Source organism: Actinomadura sp. J1-007, from assembly GCF_009793335.1.
In the GTDB taxonomy this organism is placed as follows: Bacteria; Actinomycetota; Actinomycetes; order Streptosporangiales; family Streptosporangiaceae; genus Spirillospora; species Spirillospora yumaensis.
Map to the genome: position 1 here is coordinate 6,052,132 of NZ_WING01000001.1, position 24,748 is coordinate 6,076,879.

20 protein-coding genes, 1 rRNA gene and 1 pseudogene are annotated in these 24,748 nt (G+C 72.7%); 14 read left to right on the forward strand and 8 right to left on the reverse strand.

Translation table 11 applies throughout. The features are described from left to right. Positions 1-126 precede the first annotated feature (126 nt). Positions 127-243, forward strand: a 5S ribosomal RNA gene (rrf, locus tag GEV43_RS27500). Positions 244-284: 41 nt separating this feature from the next. On the opposite strand, the gene GEV43_RS27505 is transcribed toward rrf, so the two are convergent. Beyond that, entirely contained in the window at positions 285-839 is a 555-nt protein-coding gene (locus GEV43_RS27505) for a DUF523 domain-containing protein (RefSeq protein ID WP_160823175.1), read from the reverse strand. Positions 840-934: 95 nt separating this feature from the next. Here GEV43_RS27505 and ctaD point away from each other — a divergent pair. Then, positions 935-2,601 (forward strand): annotated as a pseudogene (gene ctaD, locus GEV43_RS27510) (cytochrome c oxidase subunit I). Between the two features lie 64 nt (positions 2,602-2,665). Here the strand turns inward: ctaD and GEV43_RS27515 are convergent. The 3 genes from GEV43_RS27515 to GEV43_RS27525 are packed head-to-tail and all read right to left on the reverse strand — an operon-like array spanning position 2,666 to position 5,044. Further along, positions 2,666-3,562 carry an aminoglycoside phosphotransferase family protein gene (locus GEV43_RS27515; RefSeq protein ID WP_160823177.1) on the reverse strand — a complete coding sequence of 299 codons (897 nt, stop codon included), beginning with the start codon at positions 3,560-3,562 and terminating at the stop codon, positions 2,666-2,668. A 19-nt stretch (positions 3,563-3,581) separates the two neighbouring features. Next, positions 3,582-4,196: a TetR/AcrR family transcriptional regulator gene (locus tag GEV43_RS27520; protein WP_160823178.1), complete on the reverse strand. Its 615-nt coding sequence runs from the start codon at positions 4,194-4,196 to the stop codon at positions 3,582-3,584. After that, entirely contained in the window at positions 4,196-5,044 is an 849-nt protein-coding gene (locus GEV43_RS27525; RefSeq protein WP_160823179.1) for an oxidoreductase, read from the reverse strand. The genes GEV43_RS27520 and GEV43_RS27525 overlap by 1 nt, the downstream gene beginning before the upstream one ends. 254 nt (positions 5,045-5,298) lie before the next feature. On the opposite strand from GEV43_RS27525, the gene GEV43_RS27530 reads away from it, so the two are divergent. From GEV43_RS27530 to GEV43_RS27565, 8 genes are all read left to right on the forward strand, one after another. Next, on the forward strand, positions 5,299-5,871 hold the full coding sequence (locus GEV43_RS27530) for an RNA polymerase sigma factor (protein WP_160823180.1): 573 nt from the start codon (positions 5,299-5,301) through the stop codon (positions 5,869-5,871). Positions 5,872-5,873: 2 nt separating this feature from the next. Continuing rightward, on the forward strand, positions 5,874-6,887 hold the full coding sequence (locus GEV43_RS27535; protein WP_160823181.1) for a CU044_5270 family protein: 1,014 nt from the start codon (positions 5,874-5,876) through the stop codon (positions 6,885-6,887). 321 nt (positions 6,888-7,208) lie between these two features. Further along, on the forward strand, positions 7,209-7,898 hold the full coding sequence (locus GEV43_RS27540; protein WP_160823182.1) for a class I SAM-dependent methyltransferase family protein: 690 nt from the start codon (positions 7,209-7,211) through the stop codon (positions 7,896-7,898). A gap of 501 nt (positions 7,899-8,399) precedes the next feature. After that, complete coding sequence (locus tag GEV43_RS27545; protein WP_160823183.1) at positions 8,400-9,083, forward strand: nitrate- and nitrite sensing domain-containing protein; 684 nt, start codon at positions 8,400-8,402, stop codon at positions 9,081-9,083. Between the two features lie 11 nt (positions 9,084-9,094). Next, positions 9,095-11,071 (forward strand): ATP-binding protein, encoded by a 1,977-nt coding sequence (locus tag GEV43_RS27550; RefSeq protein ID WP_206681306.1) that lies wholly within the window; start codon positions 9,095-9,097, stop codon positions 11,069-11,071. After that, positions 11,071-11,433, forward strand: a complete 363-nt coding sequence (locus tag GEV43_RS27555) for a DUF742 domain-containing protein (protein ID WP_160823185.1) — start codon at positions 11,071-11,073, stop codon at positions 11,431-11,433. The genes GEV43_RS27550 and GEV43_RS27555 overlap by 1 nt, the downstream gene beginning before the upstream one ends. Positions 11,434-11,481: 48 nt before the next feature. Further along, positions 11,482-12,696: an ABC transporter substrate-binding protein gene (locus tag GEV43_RS27560; RefSeq protein ID WP_309239867.1), complete on the forward strand. Its 1,215-nt coding sequence runs from the start codon at positions 11,482-11,484 to the stop codon at positions 12,694-12,696. A gap of 120 nt (positions 12,697-12,816) precedes the next feature. Beyond that, a complete protein-coding gene (locus tag GEV43_RS27565; RefSeq protein ID WP_160823187.1) occupies positions 12,817-13,932 on the forward strand; it encodes a PP2C family protein-serine/threonine phosphatase in 1,116 nt (371 codons plus the stop codon). Positions 13,933-14,014: 82 nt separating this feature from the next. Here GEV43_RS27565 and GEV43_RS27570 read toward each other — a convergent pair whose 3' ends face one another. From GEV43_RS27570 to GEV43_RS27585, 4 genes are all read right to left on the reverse strand, one after another. Continuing rightward, on the reverse strand, positions 14,015-14,833 hold the full coding sequence (locus GEV43_RS27570) for an SDR family oxidoreductase (RefSeq protein WP_160823188.1): 819 nt from the start codon (positions 14,831-14,833) through the stop codon (positions 14,015-14,017). 313 nt (positions 14,834-15,146) lie between these two features. Further along, positions 15,147-16,706 (reverse strand): NAD(P)/FAD-dependent oxidoreductase, encoded by a 1,560-nt coding sequence (locus GEV43_RS27575; protein ID WP_160823189.1) that lies wholly within the window; start codon positions 16,704-16,706, stop codon positions 15,147-15,149. A 3-nt stretch (positions 16,707-16,709) separates the two neighbouring features. Further along, positions 16,710-17,711: a diiron oxygenase gene (locus GEV43_RS27580; RefSeq protein ID WP_160823190.1), complete on the reverse strand. Its 1,002-nt coding sequence runs from the start codon at positions 17,709-17,711 to the stop codon at positions 16,710-16,712. After that, positions 17,708-18,580: a TetR/AcrR family transcriptional regulator gene (locus GEV43_RS27585; RefSeq protein WP_309239868.1), complete on the reverse strand. Its 873-nt coding sequence runs from the start codon at positions 18,578-18,580 to the stop codon at positions 17,708-17,710. The genes GEV43_RS27580 and GEV43_RS27585 overlap by 4 nt, the downstream gene beginning before the upstream one ends. Positions 18,581-19,128: 548 nt before the next feature. Here GEV43_RS27585 and GEV43_RS27590 point away from each other — a divergent pair. The 4 genes from GEV43_RS27590 (at position 19,129) to GEV43_RS27605 (ending at position 24,558) form a co-directional block, all read left to right on the forward strand. Continuing rightward, a complete protein-coding gene (locus tag GEV43_RS27590; protein ID WP_160823191.1) occupies positions 19,129-19,953 on the forward strand; it encodes an ABC transporter ATP-binding protein in 825 nt (274 codons plus the stop codon). A 22-nt stretch (positions 19,954-19,975) separates the two neighbouring features. After that, positions 19,976-22,459, forward strand: a complete 2,484-nt coding sequence (locus GEV43_RS27595) for an ABC transporter permease (protein WP_160823192.1) — start codon at positions 19,976-19,978, stop codon at positions 22,457-22,459. A gap of 370 nt (positions 22,460-22,829) precedes the next feature. Beyond that, the gene (locus tag GEV43_RS27600; RefSeq protein WP_160823193.1) at positions 22,830-24,041 is read left to right on the forward strand and encodes a pyridoxal phosphate-dependent aminotransferase; all 1,212 of its coding nucleotides are present in this window, start codon (positions 22,830-22,832) and stop codon (positions 24,039-24,041) included. Positions 24,042-24,132: 91 nt separating this feature from the next. Continuing rightward, entirely contained in the window at positions 24,133-24,558 is a 426-nt protein-coding gene (locus tag GEV43_RS27605; RefSeq protein WP_160823194.1) for a pyridoxamine 5'-phosphate oxidase family protein, read from the forward strand. The last annotated feature ends 190 nt before the right edge of the window (positions 24,559-24,748 follow it).

The window sequence follows — 24,748 nt, forward strand, 5'->3', positions numbered from 1 at the left end:
TTCCCGAACAACAAACGGGAACCCGTCCTTGATTTGTGAATAGTTGTTGCCTGAGCCGGATTGTTGCTTGGGCGGCCAAGAGTTTCCCGCACAACCCCTCGTGGGGTGGTGTTCGGGGGTTGGTCGTTCGGTGGTTTTGGCGAAGGGGAAACACCCGGTCCCATCCCGAACCCGGAAGTTAAGCCCTTCAGCGCCGATGGTACTGCACGGGAGACTGTGTGGGAGAGTAGGACACCGCCGGACTCTTCATGGTGAAAGGCCCCGCCGTCACGGCGGGGCCTTTCTCATTTCTCCAGGTCTTTCAGGAGTGCTTCGAGTTCGGGGAGGCGGTCTTCGCTGAAGACCCGGATGCCGGCGCGTTCGAGGAGGACGGTCGTCACGCCGGCGCCCGCGATGGGTGTGCCGGTGAACGTGCCGTCGTAGATCCGGCCGCTGCCGCATGAGGGGCTGCCCTCTTTCAGCAGGGCGATGCGGGCGCCGGAACGTTCGGCGCCTTCCAGGGCCAGCCTTGCTCCGCGTATGAAGTGTTCGGTGACGTCGGCTCCGGTGTCCGTCAGGACCTGGGCGGCTCCGTCCAGTACCGCTGCGCCTGCGGATTTCACGGTGCCCGTTGAGGGCTCCGGTGGAGGGGAGGGCGCGCCTGGCGCGGAGGTGCGGCGGAGGACGATCTCGGCGGGTGGGCGGGGGACGGGGAGACCGCCGGACACCTCGGGGCAAAAGGGGACGAGACGGCCTTCATTGCGCCAGCGTTCGAAGAGGCCGCCGTGGAGCGGCTTGCCTCGGCCGTCGTAGCGCACGGGCCTGCCCAGCAGGCAGGAGCTCACCAGGATCCGTTCCACGCGTTCAGCCTATGTGGGCCACTTCGCGGACGCTCCTTGCGCCCCATGGGGCGCTGGCCAATAGTTGAGGGGACCCCCGTCCAAGGGAGACCGGCATGGTCCTGATCGGACGTCCACTCCCGGAGGCGCCCGCGCCGCGGCGTCCCCGGGGTTCGGTTCTGGTGTCCTGGCTCACGACGACCGATCACAAGATGATCGGCTACCTGTATCTCATCACCTCGTTCGTCTTCTTCCTGCTCGCCGGGTTGATGGCGATGGTGCTGCGGGGCGAGCTCGCCGAACCCGGGAACCAGCTCGTCAGCAACGAGCAGTACAACCAGCTCTTCACGATCCACGGCACGGTGATGCTGCTGCTGTTCGCGACGCCGCTGTTCGTCGGGTTCGCGAACGTCATCATGCCGTTGCAGATCGGTTCGCCGGACGTGGCGTTCCCGCGGCTCAACATGTTCAGCTACTGGCTGTTCCTGCTGGGCGGCCTGATCGTGTTCGCGTCGTTCATCTCGCCCGGTGGTGCGGCGAGCTTCGGATGGACCGGGTACGCGCCGCTGACCAGCCAGATCCGTTCGCCGGGCGTCGGGTCCGACATGTGGATCATGGGGCTGGCGCTGTCCGGTTTCGGGACGATCCTCGGCGGGGTCAACTTCATCACCACGATCATCGGTATGCGCGCGCCCGGCATGACGATGTTCCGGATGCCGATCTTCACCTGGAACATCCTGCTGACGAGCCTGCTCGTGCTGATGGCGTTCCCGATCCTCGCGGCGGCGCTGCTGGTGCTGGAGTCGGACCGGCGGTTCGGGTCGCACGTCTTCGACCCCGCGGTGGGCGGCGCGCTCACCTGGCAGCATCTGTTCTGGTTCTTCGGGCATCCCGAGGTCTACATCATCGCGCTGCCGTTCTTCGGCATCATCACCGAGATCATTCCGGTGTTCAGCCGCAAGCCGCTGTTCGGCTATTTCGGCATGGTCGGCGCCACCATCATGATCGCCGGGTTGTCGATGGCGGTGTGGGCGCACCATATGTTCACCACCGGGCAGGTGCTGCTGCCGTTCTTCGCGTTCATGACGTATCTGATCGCGGTGCCCACGGGGGTGAAGTTCTTCAACTGGGTCGGGACGATGTGGCGGGGGAAACTGACGTTCGAGTCGCCGATGCTGTTCTCGGTGGGCTTCCTGGTCACGTTCCTGTTCGGCGGCCTGACGGGGATCATCCTCGCGTCGCCGCCGCTGGACTTCCAGCTCCAGGACTCCTACTTCGTCGTCGCGCACTTCCACTACGTGGTGTTCGGCACGGTCGTCTTCGCGATGTTCGCCGGGTTCTACTACTGGTGGCCGAAGATGACGGGGAAGATGCTGAACGACACCCTGGGCAAGATTCATTTCTGGTTCCTGTTCGTGGGTTTTCACACCACGTTCCTCGTCCAGCACTGGCTCGGCGCCGAGGGCATGCCGCGCCGGATCGCCGACTACGCCGACGAGTTCACGGCGCTCAACCGCGTTTCCAGCGTCGGCGCGTTCATCCTCGGGCCTCGACGCTGTTCTTCATCTACAACGTCTACCGGACGGCGCGGCACGGCACCCGGGTGGAGGCCGACGATCCCTGGGGGTACGGGAACTCGCTCGAATGGGCCACGTCCTGCCCGCCGCCGCGGCACAACTTCGCCGCGATACCGAGGATCCGTTCGGAACGGCCGGCGTTCGACCTGCACTATCCCCATCTTCCGCGCAAGGAGGAACGGCCCGTCTCGGGGCCTGAGCAGTAGTCGAACTTTCGGATCTTCTGCGGCGGCTGCTCCGGGTGTGGTGCTTCGGGTTGGTTTCCCGGGGTCAGTGGGTTGAGGTCAGGATGCGGTCGAGGGTCCGGCGGCCCATCGCGCTCATCGACGGGTTGCTGTCGACGTAGTACCAGACCAGGCCCATGGCTTGGGCGAAGGCCCAGGCCATGCCGCGTTCCCACTCCAGGTCGCCGCAGCCCAGCGCTCGGCGGAGCACCTCCCGCGGGCCCGGTCGCAGCAGGTGCCAGGCGGCGACCAGGTCCAGCGCGGGATCGGCCGGGCCGAAGCTGCCACCGTCCAGGACGCCGCCCAGGCGGTCGGCCGAGACCAGCACGTTCCCCGGGATCAGGTCGCGGTGGCTCATCACGTCGTCGCCCTCGCGCGGCAGTCGCCGCAGGCGGCTCCAGATGCGGCGGAGTTCCGGGACCTGGAGGAGGCCCTCGCTTTCTCTGAAACAGGTGTCCATCCATTGGTCATGGTGTGTGAGGTCACCGCCGCGCCCTGAGCCGCTGAAGCGTCGGCCTCTGGTGTCAGTCCTTCGCAGGGCGGCGATGAAGGCGGCGAGGTCCTCCGCGAACGCCTCGGATCCGCTCGGATCGGTGTCCGTGGCGGGCGTTCCGTGCAGCCAGGTCTGGACCGACCACGGCATGGGGTAGCCCGCGCCGGGCTCTCCCAGGGCCACGGGCACGGGGGTGGGGAACGGCGAGACCCGCGCCAGTTCGGCGCTCGCGCGGGCTTCTCGTTCCAGAGCCGAACGGGTGGCGTCGGCGTCGGCCCTGCGCAGGGGGAGGCGCGCCGCGAGGTCGTCCCCGATCCGGAAGATCGTGTTGGACGTTCCGGTCGAGCGCACCAGGCGGATGTCCAGGCCGCTCCACTGCGGGAACTGCTCCTCGATCATGGTGGCGACCGTCTCGGCCGTCACGTCCACCTGGTCGTCGTGCATGGTCATGTCGTACACCCCGGATGCGTCAGGCGGCCAGCCCGGCGGTGATCCGCCAGATGTGCTCGCAGGTCGAGGACGCCTCTCGCAGCTCCTCGCGGGACTCCTGCGAGGCGTGGTAGAAGGTCCGCTCGATCATCCAGCACAGGGCGCGCGCCATCGCCGACGCCTGCTCCGGTTCGGTGCCGGGCTGGACGCCGGCCCGTTCCAGGACGGCGGTGATGGCCGCGATGAACAGGTCGGCCGTACGGCTCCACAGCGCGCCGATCTCCGGCACGGTCAACGACAGGTCGATGGCCGTGCGCATGACCAGGCCGTGCTCGTTCCACAGCTCCACCGTGCGCCGCATGGCCGCCGCGATGGCCTGGCGCGGATCGTCGGCCTGCGCGGTGGCCCGTGACCGCTCCCAGAGGTGCTCGACGGTCCGCGCCACGAGTGCGGTGACCACCTCTTGCTTGGAGCCGAAGTAGAAGTAGAGGGCGCCGCGCGTGATGCCCGCGCCCTGGGCGATGTCGCCGACGGTCATGGCGTCGTAGCCCTTGTCCGCCAGGAGGGCTTCGCAGGTGTCCAGGATGGCCCGTTCCCGGACGTCGCCCTTGCGTTCGGCGGCGCGCCGGCTCCGCGCGGGGTGGTGGCCGGGCATCAGAGCTGAACGCCTTCGGCGAAGTCGGTCGTACGGGAGAGGGGCTCCCACGCGCGGATGTCCTCGTCCACGGCGGTGCGCGCGGCGGCGACCAGGCGCAGCGCGTCCGAGCCTAGGAGGAGATGGGCCGGGGGACGGTCGAGCGACGCGATGTGCACGACGGCGTCCCCGGCCTTGGCCGGATCGCCCAGCTGGTTGCCGCTGGCCTTCTGCCGCGCTTGGCGGATGGGGGTGAACAGCTCGTCGTAGTCGTCGATGGTCCGCGCGGCGCGTGTCATGGACCGTCCGGCCCAGTCGGTGCGGAACGAGCCGGGCTCGACCGCCGTCACGTGGATCCCGAACCGCGCGACCTCCTTGCCCAGCGCCTCAAGGACGCCTTCCAGCGCGAACTTGCTGCCGCAGTAGGCGGACATGCCGGGTACGGCCATCAGCCCGCCCATGGAGGTGACGGCCATCAGGTGCCCGCGGCGGCGCCGGCGCATGTGGGGCAGCGCCGCTCGCAGGGTGGCCATCGCTCCGAACACGTTGACCTCGAACTGCCGCCGCACCTCGGCCAGCGGGGTCTCCTCGAAGGTGCCCTCCAGGCCGTAGCCGGCATTGGCGATCACGACGTCCAGAGGGCCGACGTTCTGCTCCACCTCCGCGACCACCCTGGAGACGGCGTCGTCGTCGGTCACGTCCAGGATGCGGCCGTGAGCGTGTCCGGGGGCGAGCCGTTCGAAGGCTTCCAGGTCCGCTCCGGCGCGGACGGTGCCGGCGACGGTGTGGCCGGCCGCCAAGGCGCTGTGGGCGAAGGCACGCCCAAGGCCCGTGCTGACACCGGTGATGAGCCACTTCTGCTTCTGCACTACTCCTCCAGGAGCGTTCGGAAGGAGCCGGACCGCTCCGTCGCTTCTGGATTCTACATGGTGTTGACTTTTGTCGTCGGTGTGTAGATTTTGTGGGTGGGGTGGGATGGGGGAGGGGGCGGCGGCGTGCCATGCGGCGGGTCGCCGCGAAGGGTGCTGAGCCCGCGTGAAAGAGATCCGGGGGCGAGCGGAGTAGAAGTGACGACCATCCCCCCGGAGGTGCCCATGCCGGACCCGACCGAAGGGGCGGCAACGTGACCGCCCCGCCCGACACGGCCCCGACGGACGCGGAACTGCTCGCCGCGTCCGTGCGCGACGGCGACCGGTTCACCGCCGTCTACGACCGGCATTACGCCGATGTCCACCGCTACGTCGCCGGACGCCTCGGCAGGCAGGCGGCCGAGGACGTCGTGGCCGAGACGTTCCTCGCCGCGTTCCGCCGCCGCGCCGCGTTCGACCCGAGCCGGGGGTCCGTACGGCCGTGGCTGTTCGGCATCGCGACCAACCTGATGGCCCAGCACCGCCGCACCGAGACCCGCCGCTACCGGGCGCTCGCGCAGGTCGGCGTGGACCCGGACCCCGGCGGGCACGACGAGCGGGTCGCGGCCTCGGTGTCCGCCGAACGGCTCCAGCCGTCGCTGGCCCGCGCGCTCGCCGCGCTGTCCCCCAAGGACCGCGACGTCGTGCTGCTCAAGGCCCTCGCCCAGCTCACCCACGAGGAGATCGCGGACGTCCTCGGCATCCCGTACGGCACCGTCGGCTCCCGACTGAACCGGGCGCGCAAGAGGCTGCGCGCCGCACTGCCCGCCCGTACGGAAGGACCGTGACCATGGACGAACTCCAGATGATCGCCACGATGCTGGACGAGCCGCCCACGCCGGAGACCGAGGCCGCCGTCCGCCACCGCCTCCTCGACGGGATGCGCGAGCCGGAACGGCCGGCGCGACGCGCCCGGCGCCGTCCCGCACTGTGGAGCGGCCTCGGCCTGGCCGCCACCGCCGCCGCCGTCACGGGCGCGGTCGTCCTGTCGTCCGGGACCTCCCCGCGCGCCCCCGATCCCGGTCACGAGCCCGCCGCGCGGCCGATGTCGGCGAAGACCGCGCTGCTCGCCGCCGCCGGGCACGCCGAGACCGCACCGGCGACCGGCGAGTACTGGCACGTCCTGACGGTGCAGTCGCGCGCCTTCCACAACGAGCGGGGAGGCTACTGGATGCTCGGGCGGCAGCTGATCGGGCAGTGGAGCCGCCCGGACGGCCGGTCCTGGTCGGGTTACCGGGGGCTCGGCGCGGTGCCGATGACCGCCGAGGACGCGCCCGCGTTCCGGCGGGACGGCTCGCCCGACCCGGACCCGATCTCGCCGGTGCTCGACAAGGAGACCGGGACGAAGACCTTCCTGGTCTGCGACAGGGAGATGACGTTCAAGCAGGTCCAGGCGTTGCCGGCCGACCCCGGCGGCCTGAGGAGCGCGCTGAGGCGGGCGATCCCGCGCGACCACCCCACCGCGGGCCGGACCGCGGACGAGGTCGTGAAGAACTGCGCGACCGACCTGCTCAGCTTCGTTCCCGCACCGCCGAAGGTGCGCGCCGCCGCGTACCGGATGCTCGCGGCCATGCCCGGGGTCACCGCCATGGGCGTGGTCACCGACGAGCGCGGACGCAAGGGGTTCGGGCTGCACGTGCGGGTACAGCGCGGCATCACCGAGACCGTGGTCATCGACCCGGACACCTCGTTCGTGCTGAGCACGTCGCGCACCGCCCCCGACGTCCACGGCAAGCTCGACAAGGTGCTGTACCTGCGGGTCGGCTGGACCGGCGACGAGCCGAGGATCCCCACCCTCCCCTGACCGTCCCCGCGAGGAGCGGTCGGGACGGCCCTGGCGCCGGCCTCGGTGAGAGGGAGGCCGCCGCCCCCGACCGCTCCGCTCGCCCGGTCGCCGGTCGCCGGTCGCCGGTCGCCGGTCGGGGCGGTGGTGCGGGTTGGCCGGTCGGGTGGGGCGGCGGTGTTCGCGTGCGGTCGCCCAGGGGCGGGTGCGGTGGCTTGCTGTCGTCGCCGGTCGTGCGGGGCTGGTCGAGACCGTCGCGGTGGGACGGGGGGTGCGCGACCGGGTGTGGTCATGCGCTGGACTCTGACCACGGATGGTCACGAAGAGCCATAGCGTGATCACATGGAGAGACAGGAGTCATGGGCCCAACGAGATTGGGCCGCTTGGCAGGGCGCGTACGACGACCCGACCTCGTCCCTGGCCCGCCGGCTCGCCACGGTGCGGCGGCGGATCCGTGAGGCGCTCGACACGGCGCCGCGAGGCCCCATCCGGGTCGTGAGTTTATGCGCGGGGCAGGGGCGGGACCTGATCGGCGTCCTCGCGGACCATCCGCGGCGGGACGACGTGGAGGCGCGGCTGGTCGAGCTGGACGAGACGAATGTCCGGATGGCACGTTCCGCCGCGCGGGCCGCCGGTCTCACCGGAGTCGAGGCGGTCGCGGGCGACGCCTCCCGGACGGACGCGTACGCCGGGATCGTGCCCGCCGATCTCGTTCTGGTGTGCGGCGTCTTCGGCAACATCACCGAGGCGGACATCGAGCGGACCATCTCCCTGCTGCCGGAGCTGTGCGCGGAGAACGCGACGGTGGTGTGGACCCGCAACCGCCGGCCGCCCGACATCACGGCGGCCGTCTGCCACTGGTTCGAGAAGTACGGCTTCCGGAAGCTGTGGCTGTCGCCGCCCGAGGAGAAGGCGTACGGGGTCGGCGCGCACCGCTACGCGGGGGAGCCCGTACCGCTGGAACGGGGGGTCAGGCTGTTCACGTTCGTCGGCTACGACGTCCTCCGGAAGGGCGCCCCCTGGCCCGGCTGAACGGGCCGCCGGATTGGTCCGTCTTCTGATCATCCGGTGGCGGGACGGAATGGCCGGTGGACGGGGTGGGCGTACGAGCGGCCGGAGGGGGCGTGCACCGGGGTGAACCCCGTGTGCGTTCGTTCGTCGGGTCGTCGCGTACGGATGTGAGGTGGGGGAACGGTCGGATGGGCCCGAGTTCCGAGGGAGCGCTCGTCCGGCCGTTCTTGCAGGGTGGGACGGCCGGTGGATGCGCCGTTGCGTGTGCGTCAAGGTGGGCGGGCAGGGGTGTTCGGGGGCGGTGTCAGGGGTGAGGTGCGGGAATGGCGAAACAGCGGCCCGCGCTGGAGTCAGAACGGTCGTAACGCAAAAATAACAATCGGAATATTTAGGGTAGGTCCGGCGTGCTGCCGCAGGTGCTGCCGGTAGCGTTCCGGTGCAGCGCAGTGAGCTGAGTCACACAACCGTACGGGGGTAGCGATGGGGCCGGTCGGCGCCGCTTGCGCGGGAGGTTGAGCCGTCATGCGGGTGCGGTCGGTCAAGTCGAGGATCTTCGTTCTGCTGGTGCCGCCGCTCGTCGCGCTCGTCGCGCTGTGGGCGTTCGCCGCCGCCACGACCCTGTCGGACAACCTCCGGCAGAGCCGCGCCAGGACGTTCACCGAACGCGTCGCGCGGCCCACCGACGACGTCGTCGCCGCCTTGCAGAACGAGCGGCGCATGTCGCTGTCCAACCTCGGCGACGACGCGACGATCGGCCGCGCGGGGTTCGACGCGCAGCGGACGGAGACCGACCGGGCGCTCGCGGCGTTCCGGAAGGCCACCGGGTCCGGCGCCGTGCGGGGCGCCACCGGCGGCGCGACGCGGCGGCGCATCGCCGAACTGTCGGAGGCGCTGAACCGCCTGCGGGCCCTGCGCGAGGCGGTCGACCGGCGGACCGTCGACCGGGCGCAGGCGATGGACCGCTACACCGCGTTCATCGACCTGGCCGCCGACATCTACGACGACGTGCCGTCCGACGACCGGCGCGCCGTCCGCGACACCCGGCTGCTGATCGCGCTGTCCCGCGCGCGGGAGACGCTCGCCCAGGAGGACGCGCTGGTCACCGGGGCGCTCGCCGCGAACCGTCTGACGCCCGCCGAGCACCTGCGGCTCGTGCAGCTCGCGGGGCGCGGCGCTTCCTGTACGACGACGCGTCCCGCGCGCTGACGGGGCCGCACGTGGCGCGGTACCAGCGGATCGTGGGCGGTCCGGAGTTCGGGCGGTTCCAGAGCCTTGAGGACAGGCTGTCGCGGCCGTGGCCGCGGCCGCAGGGGCGGGGCGGGCGGCCGCCCGTGGACATCGGCGCGTGGCGTACGTCCGTCGAGGCCGTGGACTGGCAGCTCGACGGGCTGTCGTCGTCCGTCCGCGCCGCCGCGGCCGACCGTGCGCGCGCCGCCGCGTTCACCGGGCTGCTGCGTCTCGGCCTCGCGGGGGGCGTCGGGCTGCTGGCCGTCCTCGCCGCGATCACCGTCGCGGTACGGGTCGGGCGCCGTCTCATCCGGGAGAGCCGCAGCATGTCCGACACCGTGACCGTCTTCGCCCGCGACCTGCTCCCGACGCTCGCCGACGCGGCGAACGTCCACCGCAACGGCCGCAGCGGCCGCGACGGTGACGGCGGCAGCGGTGCTGACGGCGGGCGCCATTCCGCCGAGTCCGGCGATGCCGAGGACCAGGACAAGGAGGCGGGGGACGGCGGCGCCGATCGTGGCGAGGGCGATGAGGACGGGCCGTCGGAGGCTGGGGCGGCGGGGCCCGGGGCGGCGGATCCCGGGGCGTTCACGATCGCTGAGATCGCGCGGATCGCGGAGGCGTTCGAGGAGGCCCGGCAGGCGGTCGTGCGGGCGGCCGAGGGCGAGGCCGCCGCGCACAAGCGGCTGAACGACGTGATCGTCACGCTGGCGCGGCGCAACCAGTCGCTGTTGCAGCGGCTGCTCGCCCGGCTGGAGACGTTGCAGCGGCGCGCCGACCGTCCCGAGGAGCTGGAGACGCTGTTCGAGCTCGACCACCTCGCCACGCGGATGCGCCGCCACGCGGAGGGGCTGGTCGTGCTGTCGGGCCGTCCGGCGGGGCGGACGTGGCGCAACCCGGTCCGCCTGGTGGACGTCGCGCGGGCCGCGGCGGCGGAGGTCGAGGACTACACGCGGGTGGAGGTCGAGCCCATGGGGCGCGCCGCGCTCGTCGGGCCCGTCGTCGCCGACACCGTTCACCTGCTGGCCGAGCTGATCGAGAACGGGGTCGCGTTCTCGCCGCCGCCCACGATGGTGCGGGTCCGGGGCGAACGGGTCGGGCGCGGGTTCGCCGTCGAGATCGAGGACCGGGGGCTCGGCCTGTCCGCCGAGGAGCTGGCCCGCTGCAACGAGCTGCTCGCGACCGATCCGGAACCGGAACTCGGGGACACCGCCCGTCTCGGCCTGTTCGTCGTCGCGCGGCTGGCGGCGCGGCACGCGATCGGCGTGACGCTGCGGCCGTCGCCGTTCGGCGGGATCACGGCGATCGTGCTCGTGCCGTTGGACCTGGTGGTGGCGCCGCCCGGCCCGCGGCCGCCCGCGTTGCGGCTGGGTGAGGGGCCGACGGAGCTCGCGGCTCCGGACCGGTCCGTGCCCGCGCCGGAACGTTCCGTGCCGCCGACGCCGCTCGCGGCGCCCGTGCCTGAGGACGAGGAGGGGCGGGCGCCTGTCCGCTGGAACGTCCCGGACGAGCCCGTGATCAGGGCCGCTCGGGCGGTGGAGGCCGTTCGGGGGGCCCAGGCCGCGCGGGCGGACGCGGAGGACGGGCCGTTGCCCACTCTGCCCGTTCGCCGCCGGGGCGAGCACATGGCGCCGGAGCTTCGGGGGACGCCGGAATGGGCCGCCGGGCAGGGGACCGAGCAGCGTTCGCCCGAGGACGCGCGGCGGCTGCTGACGACGATGCAGGAGGGCCTCCAGAAGGGGCGGGCGTCGGAGGCCGCCGGTGCGGAACGGCCGGACGCGGAGGGTTCCTGGCTGGTGAGAACGCCGAAACCCGCGAAGCTCGCCGAGGACGTGGAGAGTGGGGAACGCGCCGAGGACGCGGTGTCCGAGGAGCGCGGTGGGGGTGGCGGTGGTGCGGGCGAGAGCGGGAGTGCGGTGGGAGAGGATGAGGGGCGGTCGGGCGGGGTCGGGGGTGGCGGTGAGTGATGGCGGAGCGGCCGGAGGAGTGGTGGGTCGACGAGAGCGCGGGGCCCGTGGTGCGGCCGTTCGCGGTGGCGCGGGGGCGGACGCGGCACGCGAGCGCCGACTTCGACCTGCTGGCGGAGGTCGTGTCGGCGGGCCGGGGCGGGGCGCGGACGCCCGAGGACGAGCGGATCCTGGAGCTGTGCGGGGCGCCGCTGTCGGTGGCCGAGCTGGCGTCGGACCTGGCGCTGCCGCTCGGCGTCGTGCGGGTGCTGCTCGGTGATCTGCTCGACCGCGGGCTGATCCTGGTGCGGCGCGCGCCGGAGGCGCCCCCGGTCGGCAGGAACGTTCTCAAGGATGTGATCGATGGGCTTCGGGCGCTGTGAGTGGGGCAGGGCGCTGGCGGCGTTGGTGCTCGTGGCGGGGAGCGCGGGGTGCGCGGAGGGCGCGCCGAGGAACGGTCCGTTCCGGGGGTGACCTCGCGGCCGTGCCCGCATCCGGTGAACGAGGGGAACGGCTGCATCTACCTCGGGACGATCTCGGACCTGAGCGCGGGGCCGTTCAGGGCGCTCGGGGTGCCGGTGACGCGGGCGCAGCGGGCGTTCTGGGACCGGGTGAACCGGCGCGGCGGGATCGGCGGGCACGACGTGGACGTGGTGACCTACGTCCGGGACAGCCGGTACGACCCGCGGCGGCACGTGCGGGCGTACGACGAGATCAAGGGCCGTGTGCTCGCGCTGGCGCAGACGCTCGGGTCGCCGACGACGGACGCGATCCTCGACGCGCTGCGGGCGGACGAGGTCGTGGCGGTCCCGGCGTCGTTCCCGTCGCGGTGGGAGTTCGAGGACGTGATCCTGGAGTCGGGCGCGTCGTACTGCTTCGAGGGCATGAACGCGGTCGACTACGCGGCGCGGGAGTTCCGGGCCAGGACGGTCATGGCCGTGTACTTCCCGGGCGACTACGGCGACGACGCCGTGGGCGGCGTGCGGCGCGCGGCCGCCGCGCGCGGGCTGTCGTTCTCGGAGGTGCGGACGGGGCGGGCGGCGAGGTCGATCGACGCGGCCGTCGCGGCGATCGTCCGGCGCAAGCCCGACCTGGTGTTCCTCAGCGTCGGGCCGGCGGAGACGGGCGCGGTGGCGGCGAAGGCGGTCGCGCGGGGGTTCAGGGGGCGGTTCATGGGCGACAGCCCGACGTGGAACAAGGGGCTGCTCGCGTCGAAGGCGCGGCGGGCGATCCAGGGGCGGTACCTGACGGTCGCGCCGTTGAAGCGGTTCGCGACGGACTCGCCGGGGCACGCGGCGATGCGGCGGGCGCTCGGGCGGGTCGAGCCGGACGAGGGCTACACGGCGGGCTGGGCGCTGTCGTACCCGCTGAAGGCGGTGCTGGAGCGGGCGGCGGCGCAGGGGCGGCTGACGCGGGCCGGGCTGTACGACGCGGTGCGGCGGACGGAGATGGTCGACTACGAGGGGATGCTGCCGGTGCGGGCGGGGCGGTTCTCCGGCGGGCCCGACGCGCAGGCCTTCCGCGAGTCGGTGATCGAACGGCCGGACGCCGCGCAGTACTCCGGCCTGAAGGTGCTGACGGACTTCTTCGCCGGCGGCACGGCGCGCGCGCACCGGCTCGACACGCCGTGCGACCGCCGCGCCTAGCATGCGTATGGCCGCCAACGAGGCGTTTCTCCGGTATCGCACTGCGGACAGTGATCAAGTGACTACACTCGGCCATGTCCCGTAACTTCCGGTCCCCTGTATGGAGAGCGGCGATGCTGCATGGTGCGAACGCATGACCTCGCCTGGCCCGCGTGCGGCGGGTCGACGCCGGCCGTCGCGGTGCTGGCGGGCGTGCTGGCGGCGGCCGTCGGCGGAGCCGACCTCGCGCTGCCCGACCGGTACACCGCCATGACCCTGCTGGCGTCCGTTCCGGCGCTGTCGGCGCTGCGCCCGGGCTGCCCGCGGTGCGCGCTGCTCGTCGGGGGGCTCGCGCTGTGCGCGGCGCTGCCGCTCGCCGCCGCGCACGCCGACGACCAGCCGATGGCCGCGGTGTGCGGGCCCGCCGGGGCGGTGCTGACGACCGCGATGATGTGGATCGCGGCGCGCCGCCAGCGGCGCAGCGACACCGTCGAGGCCGACCTGCGGGAGATCGCCGACGCGATGCAGCGGGCGCTGCTGCGGCCCGTACCGGAGGGGCTCGTGCAGGTGAGCGGGCGGGTCCGCTACCTGGCCGCGGCGGCGCAGGCCCGGGTGGGCGGCGACCTGTACGACGTCGCCGACACGCCGTACGGGGTACGGGTCATCGTCGGGGACGTGATGGGCAAGGGACTGGCGGCGGTCGAGCAGGCTTCGGACGTGCTCGGCGCGTTCCGGGAGCTCGCGCACCACGAGAAGTCGCTGCCCGTCGTCGCGGCGCGCCTCGACGCGTTCCTCGCGACGCGGGGACGCGAGGAGGAGTTCGTCACCGCGTTCCTCGCCGAGATCTCCGAGTCGGGGGACTCGGCGGAGCTGGTCACGTGCGGGCATCCGCCGCCGCTGCTGCTGTCGGGCGGGCGCGTGTCGTACGCCGAGCTGGTGCCGGCACCGCCGCTCGGGCTGGTCGGGCTCGGCGGCGGCTGCTGCGCGTCCGCGACGGTCGAGCTGGCGCCGGGCGACCGGATGCTGCTCTACACCGACGGCGTCAGCGACGCCCGCGACGCGTCCGGGCGCTTCTACCCCCTCGCCGAACGGGTCGAGGCGCTGTGCTGCGACGACCCCGACGAGCTGATGGCCCGCGTCGAGGCCGACGTGCGCGCCTACACGGGCGGGCGGCTCGACGACGACGCCGCGCTGCTCGTCCTGCGGTTCGGGCGGGCGTCCGCGACGGTGCCGGACCCCCGCCGCCCGTCCGGCTGACCGGTGCCCGGGCGGCGGGCCGGGGGTGTGGGCGGGCGGCTGGGCCGGGCGGCGGCGCGCGGCGCGCAGTGCGGGCGGGCGGCTACTTGCCGGCGCGGAGGCGGCCGACGGCGAACTGCGCGACGCGCACGGCCGCGCTCGGGTTGAGGCGGACGCCGCGCCAGGCGGCGCGCCCGTGGGCCGGCGCGACGATGAGGGCCTGGTTCCGGTCGACGCCGCGGACGATGTCGCGGGCGAGCTTCTCGGCCGTGTAGAGGCGCGGCGACGCCTTCTGGATGTCGCCCTTCGCGTCGCCGCTGAGCGAGGTCTGCGGCAGGTCGGGGTTGACGTTGGCGAGCAGCGGGGTGTCGACGAAGCTCGGGCACACGACGCTGACCTTCACACCGCGCCCGGCGGCCTCGGCGCGCAGGCCGAGCGACAGGCCGACGACGGCGTGCTTGGTCGCGGTGTAGGGGATGCCGAGCGGCATCGGGACGAGCCCGGCGAGCGAGGCGGTGTTGACGATGTGCCCGGACCCCTGCTCCAGCATGATCGGGTACGCGGCGTGCACGCCGTGCACCACGCCCTTGAGGTTGATGTCGATCGCGCGGTTCCAGTGGTCGAGGGTGAGCTCCTCGGCCGCGCCGCCGATCGAGATGCCGGCGTTGTTGAAGACCAGGTCGAGCGCGCCGTGCTCGGCGGCCACGCTCTTGTAGAGGCCGATGACCGCCTCGGCGTCGGTCACGTCGAGGCCGGCGGGGGCCGCCTTGCCGCGCCCCAGGGTGTTGAGCCGGTCCGCGACCTTCCCGGCGCCGTCGGCGTTGATGTCGGCGACGACCACCGTGTCGCCGCGTGCCACGAGGGACGTGGCGACCGCGCGGCCGATGCCGGACGCGCCTCCGGTCACGATCGCAATGCTCATTGCGGGCTCCGCTCGCTGTTCGGGGCCTGGCCGCGCGGGGGACCCGCACGGCCCGGGCCCGGTGCCGGACCGCGCGGCCGGGCCCCAGGGGGAGAGGGCCCGGCCCGCGGCGGCTAATTGGATGATTTGTGCAATTGCGGGTGGAGTCTACGAGGCGCGGACCGCCGCCGATACTCACCCGGGAACGAACCTCGCCCGTCCCGACCCGGCCGTTCCCGTCCGGACGGGTGGACCGGACGGACCCGGCGGGCCGGATGGACCGGGCGCGCCGGATGGACCGGGCGTGCCGGGCGGGCCCGGCGGGCCGGGGCGGTCAGCCCGCGACCCGTTCGGGCTGCTCGGGCTGCTCGATCTGGAAGTCGGCCGGGTCGAGGCGGCGGGTGCGCAGCCAGTAGTTGACGGTCGAGGCGGGCCAGGCGGCGCGGTTGACGCCGTTGCGGTCCAGGTACCAGCTCGTACAGCCGCCGGCGACCCACACCGCGCCCTCGGACTTGCGCTGGACCCACTCGTTGAACCGGTCCTGCGCGGTGGGCCGCACCGAGATGCGGGCGCCGCCGCGCTCGTCCAGCATGGCCAGGCACTGGAGGACGTAGCGGACCTGCGCCTCGATGATGAAGATCATCGAGTTGTGGCCGAGGCCGGAGTTGGGGCCGAGCAGCAGGAACAGGTTGGGGAAGCCCTTGACCGTGACGCCGAGGTGCGCCTCGATGCCGTCCCGCCACGCGTCCTGGATCTTCAGGCCGCCGCGGCCGACGATCCTGGCGTCCTCGAACGCGTCGGTCACGTGGAAGCCGGTGCCGAAGATGATCGCGTCGACCTCGTACTCGGTGCCGTCGCGCGCCACGATCGAGCGCTCCCTGACCTCGGCGACGCCCTCGGTGGTCAGCTCCACGTTCGGCCTGGTCAAGGCCGGGTAGTAGTCGCTGGACACCAGGGTGCGCTTGCAGCCCATCGTGTAGTCGGGCGTGAGCTTGCGGCGCAGGTCCGGGTCGCGGACCTGCCGGCGCAGGTGCCACTGCGCGATGCCGCTGGCGGCCTTCAGCAGGCGGGGGTTCTTGAACCCCAGCACGAAGCTCTCCTGGAGCAGGTAGATGCCGTTGCGGTAGCCGCGCTGGACGCCGGGGACGCGGCGGAACAGCGCCTTCTCCACGCCCGTCACGCGACGGTCGGGCTTCGGCATGATCCACGGCGGCGTCCGCTGGAAGACCGTCAGCGAGCCGACCCGCTCGGCGATCTGCGGGACGAACTGGATCGCCGACGCGCCCGTCCCGATCACCGCGACCCGCTTGCCGGTCAGGTCGTAGGAGTGGTCCCACTCCGCCGAGTGGAACGTCCTGCCCTCGAACGTCGCCAGGCCGGGCAGGTCGGGGATGCTCGGCTGGTGCAGCGGGCCCATCCCGGCCGCGAGCGCCCGGCCGCGGACGACCTCGCCGTCCTCGGTGGCGCCGGGGCCGGAGACGGTGACCTGCCAGGTGTCGGTGGCGTCGTCGTACTCCGCGCCGGTCACCTCGGTCCCGAACCGGATGTGCTGCGCGAGGTCGTACTTGTCGACGATGTGCTTGATGTACTCCAGCAGCTCGCGCTGCTTGGGGAACATCCGCGACCAGTCGTTCTTCGGCTCGAACGAGTAGGAGTACAGCAGCGACATGATGTCGCACGCGCAGCCGGGGTAGGTGTTCTCCCGCCACGTGCCGCCGACCTCGTCCGCCTTCTCCAGGACGACGAAGTCGTGCATCCCGGCCTTCTTCAGGCCGATCGCCATGCCGAGGCCCGAGAACCCGGTCCCGACGATCACGGCCTTGTACGCCTCGCCCCGTCCCGCCGCGGGCGTCACCACGGCGGGACGGGTCGCGGCGGCGTCTGCGTCCGCCATGGGTCAGGCGGCCTTCACGGCCGGGGCGTTGCGGCGCTGCTTCGGCTCGTCCCAGATGCCGAACGCCTTCCACACCCGCTTGTTCACGGGGGTGATCACGCCGAGCTCGGCCATCAGGTCGCGGATCTTGCCGACCGAGTTGGAGATCTCCGCCTGCGACGCCTCGTTCCTGTACGCCTCGCGGACGACGTCCTTCGGGATGTTGAAGTGCCGCACCATCGGGCCGGGCGGGGACAGCATGATCCGCGCCATCACGCCGAGCACCACCGGGGTCGCGACGCCGAGGATCCGGCGGCGCAGCGGGTTCATGTTGGGCACCCGGTGCTTGAGGTAGTGCCGGGCGAACGAGATGTGCCGGGCCTCCTCCGCGATGTGGATCTTCATGATGGTCTCCTCCAGGGGGTGCTTGATGTGCCCGCCCTTGAGGGACTTGCGCTGCACGTAGTCGATCGGGTCCTCGCCGCCGAGCACGAACACGAAGAACAGCTCGGTGTTGATCAGCGGGATCCACGGCGCGGCCTGCGCGACCGCGCTGAGCGCGCGCGGCATGCCCTTGATCGGCATCTTGGTGCGGTTGACGAACTCCTGGAACATCATCCCGTGGTGACATTCCTCGGTCGTCTCGTGGTAGACGTACCGGAACTCCGGGCGGCCGTTCGGCAGCCGGTAGGCGTAGTTGAGCAGGCCGCGCTTCAGCAGGTTCTCGAACTGGAGGCCGATCTTCATCGCGGTCGCGACGCGCCACAGCCCGATCTGCGCCTGGATCTCCGGCGGCTGCGACTGGTACCAGGCCGTCTCGCCCAGCCGGTCGAACGGGGGGAGCACCCAGCGCGGGTCGTTCTTGTCGACCTGTAGCTCGGGGTCGTCCCAGGGGATGTCGGCGTACGCCTCCCAGTGCTTGTCCACCGACGCCTTGTTGAGGCGGTCGATGACGCCCAGGTAGGACTTCTTGTCCTTGACCTGCTCGCGCACTTCCTCGGCGAGCTCGGTGGGGGCTTTGGTCATGTCGGGCGCTCCCTCGGGGTGTTTCCGGTGTTGCCGTCGGCGGAGCCGGTGGCGTCGCCGCCTGCCGGGCCGCGGGTGTCGTCGGCCGTCGCGTCGTCGTGTGCGCGTGCGGTGTCTGCGGGTGCGGAGTCTGGGGCCGCGGCGCCTGGGGTGGCTTCTGGGGACGCGGCGCCGGGGGCGGTGTCGAAGCCGGTCAGGGGCGTGCCGGGCTCGGGGACGATGAGCCGGGCGATGTCCTTGACCTGCCGCAGGACGGCGGCCTGGTGGCCGTCGGCGTCGTCGTCCAGCGCGTTCTGCACCGAAAGGCCCAGGAACATCGCGAACACGCCGCGCAGCAGGGTCGGGACGAAGTCGTCGGGCAGCGTGTTCTTCGGGAACAGCCGCTCGAACGTCTCCAGGATGACCTGGAGGATCCGCTCGTTCAGGTCGCGGCAGAGGGGGCGCAGCTCCTCGTCGGTGCGGGCCGCGACCGCCAGCTCCATCAGCGCCTTGGCGGGACGTCCGCGGAAGACCTCCCAGAGCAGGTCGAGCGCGCCCTCGACGTTGCGGCGCTCGCGCGGCAGCACCGCGAACGCCGTCTCGTACGCCAGCCGCTGCGCTTCGAGCAGGTGCTCCAGCGACGCGGCGACCAGGACCATCTTGGTGGGGTAGTGGTGCTGCTGCGCGCCGCGCGAGACCCCCGCGCGGCGGGCGACCTCCGTGGTCGAGGTCCCGGACCAGCCGAGCTCGACCAGGCACTCCATCGTCGCCTCCAGCAGCCGCGCCTGGGTGCGCTCCCGGCGTTCCTCCTGGGTCCGCCTGCTGCCGCTGCTGTCGCTCTTCCCGCTGCCGCGGCGGCGCGGATGGCGTCGGCGAGTGCTTACTGACACACCCGAAACGGTACGAGCGCACATACAAGCAAGCAAGCCTGCTTGTATGTTGCGCGCATCACAATTGGACGACACGTCTGATTCATCGGACAGGTTGACCACGGCGCGGATCGTCCGTATACGGCCGCCCGCCGGTCCGGTGGTCCGGCGGGTGCGGCGCGGCGGGCGCGGTGCGGCGGGCGCGGTGCGGCGGGCGCGGTGCGGCGGGCGCGGCGCGGTGGGCGCGGGTGGAGTGGGCGGGCGCGGGGTGCGGCGGGGACGGCGGGTGCGGCGCGGTGGGCGCGGGTCGCAGTGGGCGGGCGCGAGGGTGCGGCGCGGGTCGCGTACGTCGGGGGGCGTAGGCGGGGCGGGGCGGTGCCGCCGGGGGAGCAGCCGGGGTGTCTCTCCTCACACGACGACGCGCCGTACGACCCGGCGCGACGATCCGGCACATGGGAAACGCGGCAGAGGCAAGGCGATCGATGACCGACGAGGCGGGCGGCGGGCCCGCCCGTTCAGCGCACCAGGCGCCAGGGAGGAAGACCGGAACGACGAGGCGGGGAGCGGACATGGGCGAGGACGGGGACGGCGGCGGCGCGCGGACCGTCCGGCTGACCAAGGTGTACGGCGACGGCGCCATGGCCGTGCGCGCGCTCGACGAGGTCACCGTGGAGTTCCCGGGCGGGCGCTTCACCGCGATCATGGGCCCGTCCGGCGCGGGCAAGTCCACCCTGATGCACTGCGTCGCGGGGCTGGAGGACGCGACGTCGGGCAAGGTGTACGTCGGCGGCCAGGAGCTCGGCGGGCTCACCGACCGGCGGCTCACGCGGCTGCGGCGCGAACGGATCGGGTTCGTGTTCCAGGCGTTCAACCTGCTCCCGACGCTCACGGCGCTGGACAACATCGTCCTGCCGATGACGCTCGCGGGCACCCGTCCCGACCGGGAGTGGCTGGACACGGTCGTCCGCGTGCTGCGGCTCGGCGAGCGGCTGGGGCACCGCCCGTCCGAGCTGTCGGGCGGCCAGCAGCAGCGCGTCGCGCTGGCCCGCGCGCTGGTCACCCGGCCGCGGATCATCTTCGCGGACGAGCCGACCGGCAACCTCGACTCCCGTACCGGCGCGGAGGTCCTCGGGCTGCTGCGCGACGCGGTGGACGGCCTCGGGCAGACGGTCGCGATGGTCACCCACGACCCGGTCGCGGCCGGGCACGCGGACGCGGTGGTGTTCCTGGCGGACGGCCGGATCGTGGACATCATGGACGCGCCCACGCCGGACCGGGTGCTGGACCGCATGCGCGGCCTCGGCGACGACCTCGGCCGCGGCCGGAGCGGCAGCGCCCAAGACGAGGCGACGCAGGGCGAGGCGCGCGGCGCCGGACGGGACGGCCTGTCATGATCGGGCTCGTCCTCAAGGAGCTGTGGGGCGCAAGCGGCGCCTCGCGGGCTCGTTCGTCGCGGTGTTCCTCGGCGTGACGTTCCTGATGGGCACGCTGGTGCTCGGCGACACGCTCGCCGGGAGCATCGACGGCTACTTCTCCCGCGCGTACGGCGACACCGACGTGTCCGTGCGGAACGCGACCAAGGTCAGCGACACGCCCTGGGGCGCGCGCGGCCAGATCGACGCCTCGGCCCTCGACCGCGTCCGCGCGGTGGACGGGGTCGCGAACGCCGAGCCGGTCATCCAGGGGTCCGGGCAGCTCCTCGCCAAGGACGGCACGCTGATCCAGTCGCGCGGGCCGAGGACGGCGGGCAACTGGCTGAACGACCCGAAGCTCAACCCGTACCGGCTCGCCCAGGGCCGCGCGCCGCGCGCCCCCGACGAGGTCGTGATCAACAAGATGTTCGCGGACGAGGGCGACCTGCGCGTCGGGGACCGCACCGCGGTGCTCACCCCGGCGAGGGTCCCGGTGACGGTCGTCGGGATCAGCAGGTTCGGGGACGAGGACGCGTTCGGCGAGACGTCGTTCACCGCGTTCTCCCTCGAAGGCGCGCAGCGGTACGTGGCGCAGGGCACCGACCGGATCAGCGGGATCTGGCTGCGCGCCGCCGGGGGCGTCGGCCAGGACGAGCTGGCCTCGCGCGTCCGCCCCGTCCTGTCGCCCGGCACCGAGGCCGTCACCGGCAGGGCGCAGAGCGAGGAGGGGATGAGCCTCGTCGAGAGCGGGTTCCTGCGCGTGTTCCGGATCGTGCTCGGCGCGTTCGGCGGGGTGGCGCTGCTGGTCGCGGCGTTCAGCATCCACAACACGTTCGCGATCACGATGGCGCAGCGGACCCGCGAGTCGGCGCTGCTGCGCGCGCTCGGCGCCGGCCGCCGCCAGGTCGTCGCGGTGGTCAGCTTCGAGGCCCTCGCCGTCGGCGGCGTCGCCACCCTCGCCGGGCTGGCGGGCGGGTTCGGCTTCGCGGCGCTGCTGAGGCAGCTCTTCACGCAGTTCCGGATCGGGATCGCGATGGAGGGCCTGACGGTCTCCGCGACCACGTTCCTGATCACCGTTCCGGTCGGGCTGGTCGTCACGCTCGCCGCCGCGCTCGGGCCCGCGCTGAAGGCGTCGCGGGTGCCGCCGCTCGCGGCGCTGCGCGAGGTCGCCGCCGAGGCGGGACGGCCGACCGACACCCGGATCATCGTCGGGTCGGTGCTGGCCGCGGTGTCCGTCGCCGCCGTGGTGTCCGGCGCGATCAGCGACCAGATGCCGATGGCGTCCGCCGGGGCCGTGCTCAGCCTGGTCGCGATGGTCGTGCTCGGCCCGGTCGCCGCCCGGCGCGCCGCGGCGATCGTCGGCGGCCCCGCGGCCCGGCTGCGCGGCGTCCCCGGACGGCTCGCCCGCGACAACGCCACCCGCAGCCCGCAGCGCACGGCGGGCGCCGCGACCGCGCTGATGATCGGCGTCGGGGTGGTCACGCTGCTGACCGTCTTCATCGGCTCGCTGCGCGCGTCGCTGGAGGACGGCGTCGCGGGCTCGTTCTCCGGCCCGATCGTCGTGAACGGCGGCGGCAACGAGACCGGCGGGTTCGGCACGCGCCTGGTGGACGAGGCGGAGCGGCTGCCGCAGGTGCGGGCCGCCGCGGGCATCGGCAACGGCGACGTCCGGGTGGACGGCAAGATCGCCAACGTGCGGGTCGCCGACCCGGCCGCGCTCCGCCGCGTGCTCGACCTGGACGTGACGCAGGGCGGCATCGCCGGTCCCGACACGTTCGCGGTATCGGAGAAGACGGCGGACGACCGGGGCTGGAAGGCGGGATCGAAGGTCACCGTCACGTTCGCGGACGGGGGCCGGCAGGCGTTCACGGTCGGCGCCGTCTACGGCAACGCCGACCTCGCCGGGGACTACCTCGTCCCGCGCTCGGCCTGGAACCGGCACACCCGCCAGCCGCTCGACACGATGGCGTTCGTCGACCTGAAGCCCGGCGCGTCCGTCGCCGGCGCGCGGCGGGCCCTGACCGCGCTCGCCAAGCCGTACGGCGCGCCCTCGGTCGAGGACCGCGACGCGTTCGTCGCGAGCCGGACCGAGGACATGAACGGGTTCATCGCCGTCGTGTACGGGATGCTCGTGCTCGCGATCGTCATCGCGCTGCTCGGCATCGCCAACACCCTGTCGCTGTCGGTCCACGAGCGGACCCGGGAGCTCGGCCTGCTCCGCGCGGTCGGCGCGACCCGTCCGCAGATCCGTTCGATGGTGCGGTGGGAGTCGGTGATCGTCGCGCTGTTCGGGACGGCCGGCGGCCTCGGCCTCGGGATCTTCCTCGGCTGGGGGCTCGGCACCGCCCTCGGCAACCCGTTCGCCCCGCCCGCCGCGCAGCTCGCGGTGATCGCCCTGGTCGGCGCGGTCGCCGGGGCCCTGGCCGCCGTACGGCCGGCCAAGCGGGCCGCCCAGCGGGCCATCCTCGCGTCCATAGCCGCCCCCTGACCCGGACCGGCCCCGCCCCGCCCCGACTGCGAACGGGGGCGAGGCGGGGCGGGGCCTTGCCCCGAGCGGCGCTGGACCCTGCGGTGCGGGGTTGGGCCTTGAAGGGGGCGTGCGGGGGGCAGGGCCGGAAACCGGCCAGCGCGAAGCGGGCCTTGAGGAGGCGGGCCTTGAGGCGGGCGGCGCGGGGTGGGTGCGACACGCGCGACCGAACATCCGTTCGTTCCCGGCGTTCCGCGCGGGTCCGCGGGGCCGCGCCGCGGAGAAGGCCCTCATCACGGCGGCGGCCCCTGCGGTGAGGAGTAAGTGCGGGGCTGGTGGGGAGTCCGTAATAGGGCGGAAACTTGTGATCGGGCGCGGATAGGGTATGTCCATGCAGGTCAACCAGTCGTTCAAGCTCACCAACGTCTGCTATGACATTCGCGGGCCGGTGCTCAAGCGGGCCAAGCAGCTCGAAGCCGAAGGCCAGCGCATCCTCAAGCTGCACATCGGCAACCCCGCCCCGTTCGGCTTCGAGGCCCCGCCCGAGCTCCTCCAGGACATGATCCGCAACCTGCCGGACGCGCACGGGTACAGCGACTCCAAGGGCCTGCTGTCCGCCCGCCGCGCCATCGTCCAGCGGTACGAGGCGCAGGGCGTCACCGGCCTGGACGTGGAGGACGTCTACCTCGGCAACGGCGTCTCCGAGCTGATCGTCATGACCCTCCAGGCCCTGCTGAACAACGGCGACCAGGTGCTCATCCCCGCGCCCGACTACCCGCTGTGGACGGCGTCGGTCTCGCTGTGCGGCGGCGAGCCGGTGCACTACCTGTGCGACGAGTCCGCCGACTGGGCCCCCGACCTGGACGACATCGAGTCCAAGATCACCGACCGCACCCGGGCGATCGTGATCATCAATCCGAACAACCCGACCGGCGCCGTCTACCCGCGCGCCGTCCTGGAGCGGATCGCCGAGGTCGCCCGCCGCCGCAACCTGATCATCTTCGCGGACGAGATCTACGACCGGATCCTCTACGACGACGCCCGGCACGTGTCGATCGCGTCCCTGGCGCCCGACCTGCTGTGCCTGACGTTCGGCGGCCTGTCGAAGAACTACCGCGTCGCGGGCTTCCGCTCGGGCTGGGTCGCCCTGTCGGGCCCGAAGGAGCACGCCGAGTCGTACATCGAGGGCCTCGACATCCTCGCCAACATGCGGCTGTGCCCGAACGTGCCCGGCCAGCACGCGATCCAGGCCGCGCTCGGCGGCTACCAGAGCATCGACGACCTCGTCCTGCCGACCGGCCGCCTCGGCGAGCAGCGCGACCGCGCGTGGAAGCTCCTCAACGACCTTCCCGGGGTGAGCTGCGCGCGCCCGCGCGGGGCGCTGTACGTGTTCCCGCGCCTGGACCCGGAGATGTACCCGATCGAGGACGACGTGCGGTTCGCGTTCGACCTGCTCGAACAGCAGAAGATCCTCGTCGTCCAGGGCAGCGGCTTCAACTGGCCGTTCACCGACCACTTCCGCGTCGTCACCCTCCAGTACGCCGACGACCTGGAGGAGGCCGTCAGCCGCATCGGCGACTTCCTCGAATCCCGCCGCCGCTGACCTCCCCCGGGGCCTTGGCGTGCTCCAGCGAGAACCGCCGGCGGTGCGATGGAACGGTCCGAATGTGGGAAGGGTTGCCTCGGGGGTAAACATGAGCACACCTGAGGGAAACGCCAGTCCGGCGCTGGAGGAACTCGACCGCGAGGAGTGCCTGCGGCTGATCTCTCCGGGCGGTGTCGGGAGGGTCGCGTTCGACGACGGGGAGGGGCCGACGGTCATCCCGGTCAACTACGTCATGGACGGCGAGGCGGTGGTGATCCGCACGACGTTCGGCGGGCGGCTGCACTGGACCCTGACCACGGCCATGGAGGGCGCCGAGATCAGGATCGCCTTCGAGGTCGACGAGATCGACTCCTCCAGCCACGAGGGCTGGAGCGTCCTGGTGCGCGGCGGCGCCCACAACCTCGGCGAGGACGAGCCCTCGGCGAACGTCGAGCCCTGGCCCGGCGGCGACCGCGAGGCGCGCATCCGGATCGCCACCCACGACGTCACAGGCCGCCGCCTCCACCAATTCTGACCCGCGCCGCGCCAGGCGCGACAGGGTCGGCATGGCGACAGCGCGGCTTAGGCGCGGCGCGGCGGGTGCGCGGGCGCGGTAAGGGCGACAAGGCGACGGCGCGACACAGGCGCGGCGCGGCAGGGGCGCCAGGGCGACGGCGCGACACAGACGCGGCGCGGCGGGTCGGCGGGCGCGACGCGGCGCGGCA

What these genes read in the sequence shown, in the direction of transcription:
- GEV43_RS27515 (WP_160823177.1), bottom strand. Translation starts at nt 3,562, where the DNA reads ATGACCATGCACGACGACCAGGTGGACGTGACGGCCGAGACGGTCGCC.
- GEV43_RS27520 (WP_160823178.1), bottom strand. Translation starts at nt 4,196, where the DNA reads ATGCCCGGCCACCACCCCGCGCGGAGCCGGCGCGCCGCCGAACGCAAG.
- GEV43_RS27535 (WP_160823181.1), top strand. Translation starts at nt 5,874, where the DNA reads ATGGACGAACTCCAGATGATCGCCACGATGCTGGACGAGCCGCCCACG.
- GEV43_RS27540 (WP_160823182.1), top strand. Translation starts at nt 7,209, where the DNA reads ATGGAGAGACAGGAGTCATGGGCCCAACGAGATTGGGCCGCTTGGCAG.
- GEV43_RS27545 (WP_160823183.1), top strand. Translation starts at nt 8,400, where the DNA reads ATGCGGGTGCGGTCGGTCAAGTCGAGGATCTTCGTTCTGCTGGTGCCG.
- GEV43_RS27555 (WP_160823185.1), top strand. Translation starts at nt 11,071, where the DNA reads ATGGCGGAGCGGCCGGAGGAGTGGTGGGTCGACGAGAGCGCGGGGCCC.
- GEV43_RS27565 (WP_160823187.1), top strand. Translation starts at nt 12,817, where the DNA reads ATGGTGCGAACGCATGACCTCGCCTGGCCCGCGTGCGGCGGGTCGACG.
- GEV43_RS27570 (WP_160823188.1), bottom strand. Translation starts at nt 14,833, where the DNA reads ATGAGCATTGCGATCGTGACCGGAGGCGCGTCCGGCATCGGCCGCGCG.
- GEV43_RS27575 (WP_160823189.1), bottom strand. Translation starts at nt 16,706, where the DNA reads ATGGCGGACGCAGACGCCGCCGCGACCCGTCCCGCCGTGGTGACGCCC.
- GEV43_RS27580 (WP_160823190.1), bottom strand. Translation starts at nt 17,711, where the DNA reads ATGACCAAAGCCCCCACCGAGCTCGCCGAGGAAGTGCGCGAGCAGGTC.
- GEV43_RS27590 (WP_160823191.1), top strand. Translation starts at nt 19,129, where the DNA reads ATGGGCGAGGACGGGGACGGCGGCGGCGCGCGGACCGTCCGGCTGACC.
- GEV43_RS27600 (WP_160823193.1), top strand. Translation starts at nt 22,830, where the DNA reads ATGCAGGTCAACCAGTCGTTCAAGCTCACCAACGTCTGCTATGACATT.
- GEV43_RS27605 (WP_160823194.1), top strand. Translation starts at nt 24,133, where the DNA reads ATGAGCACACCTGAGGGAAACGCCAGTCCGGCGCTGGAGGAACTCGAC.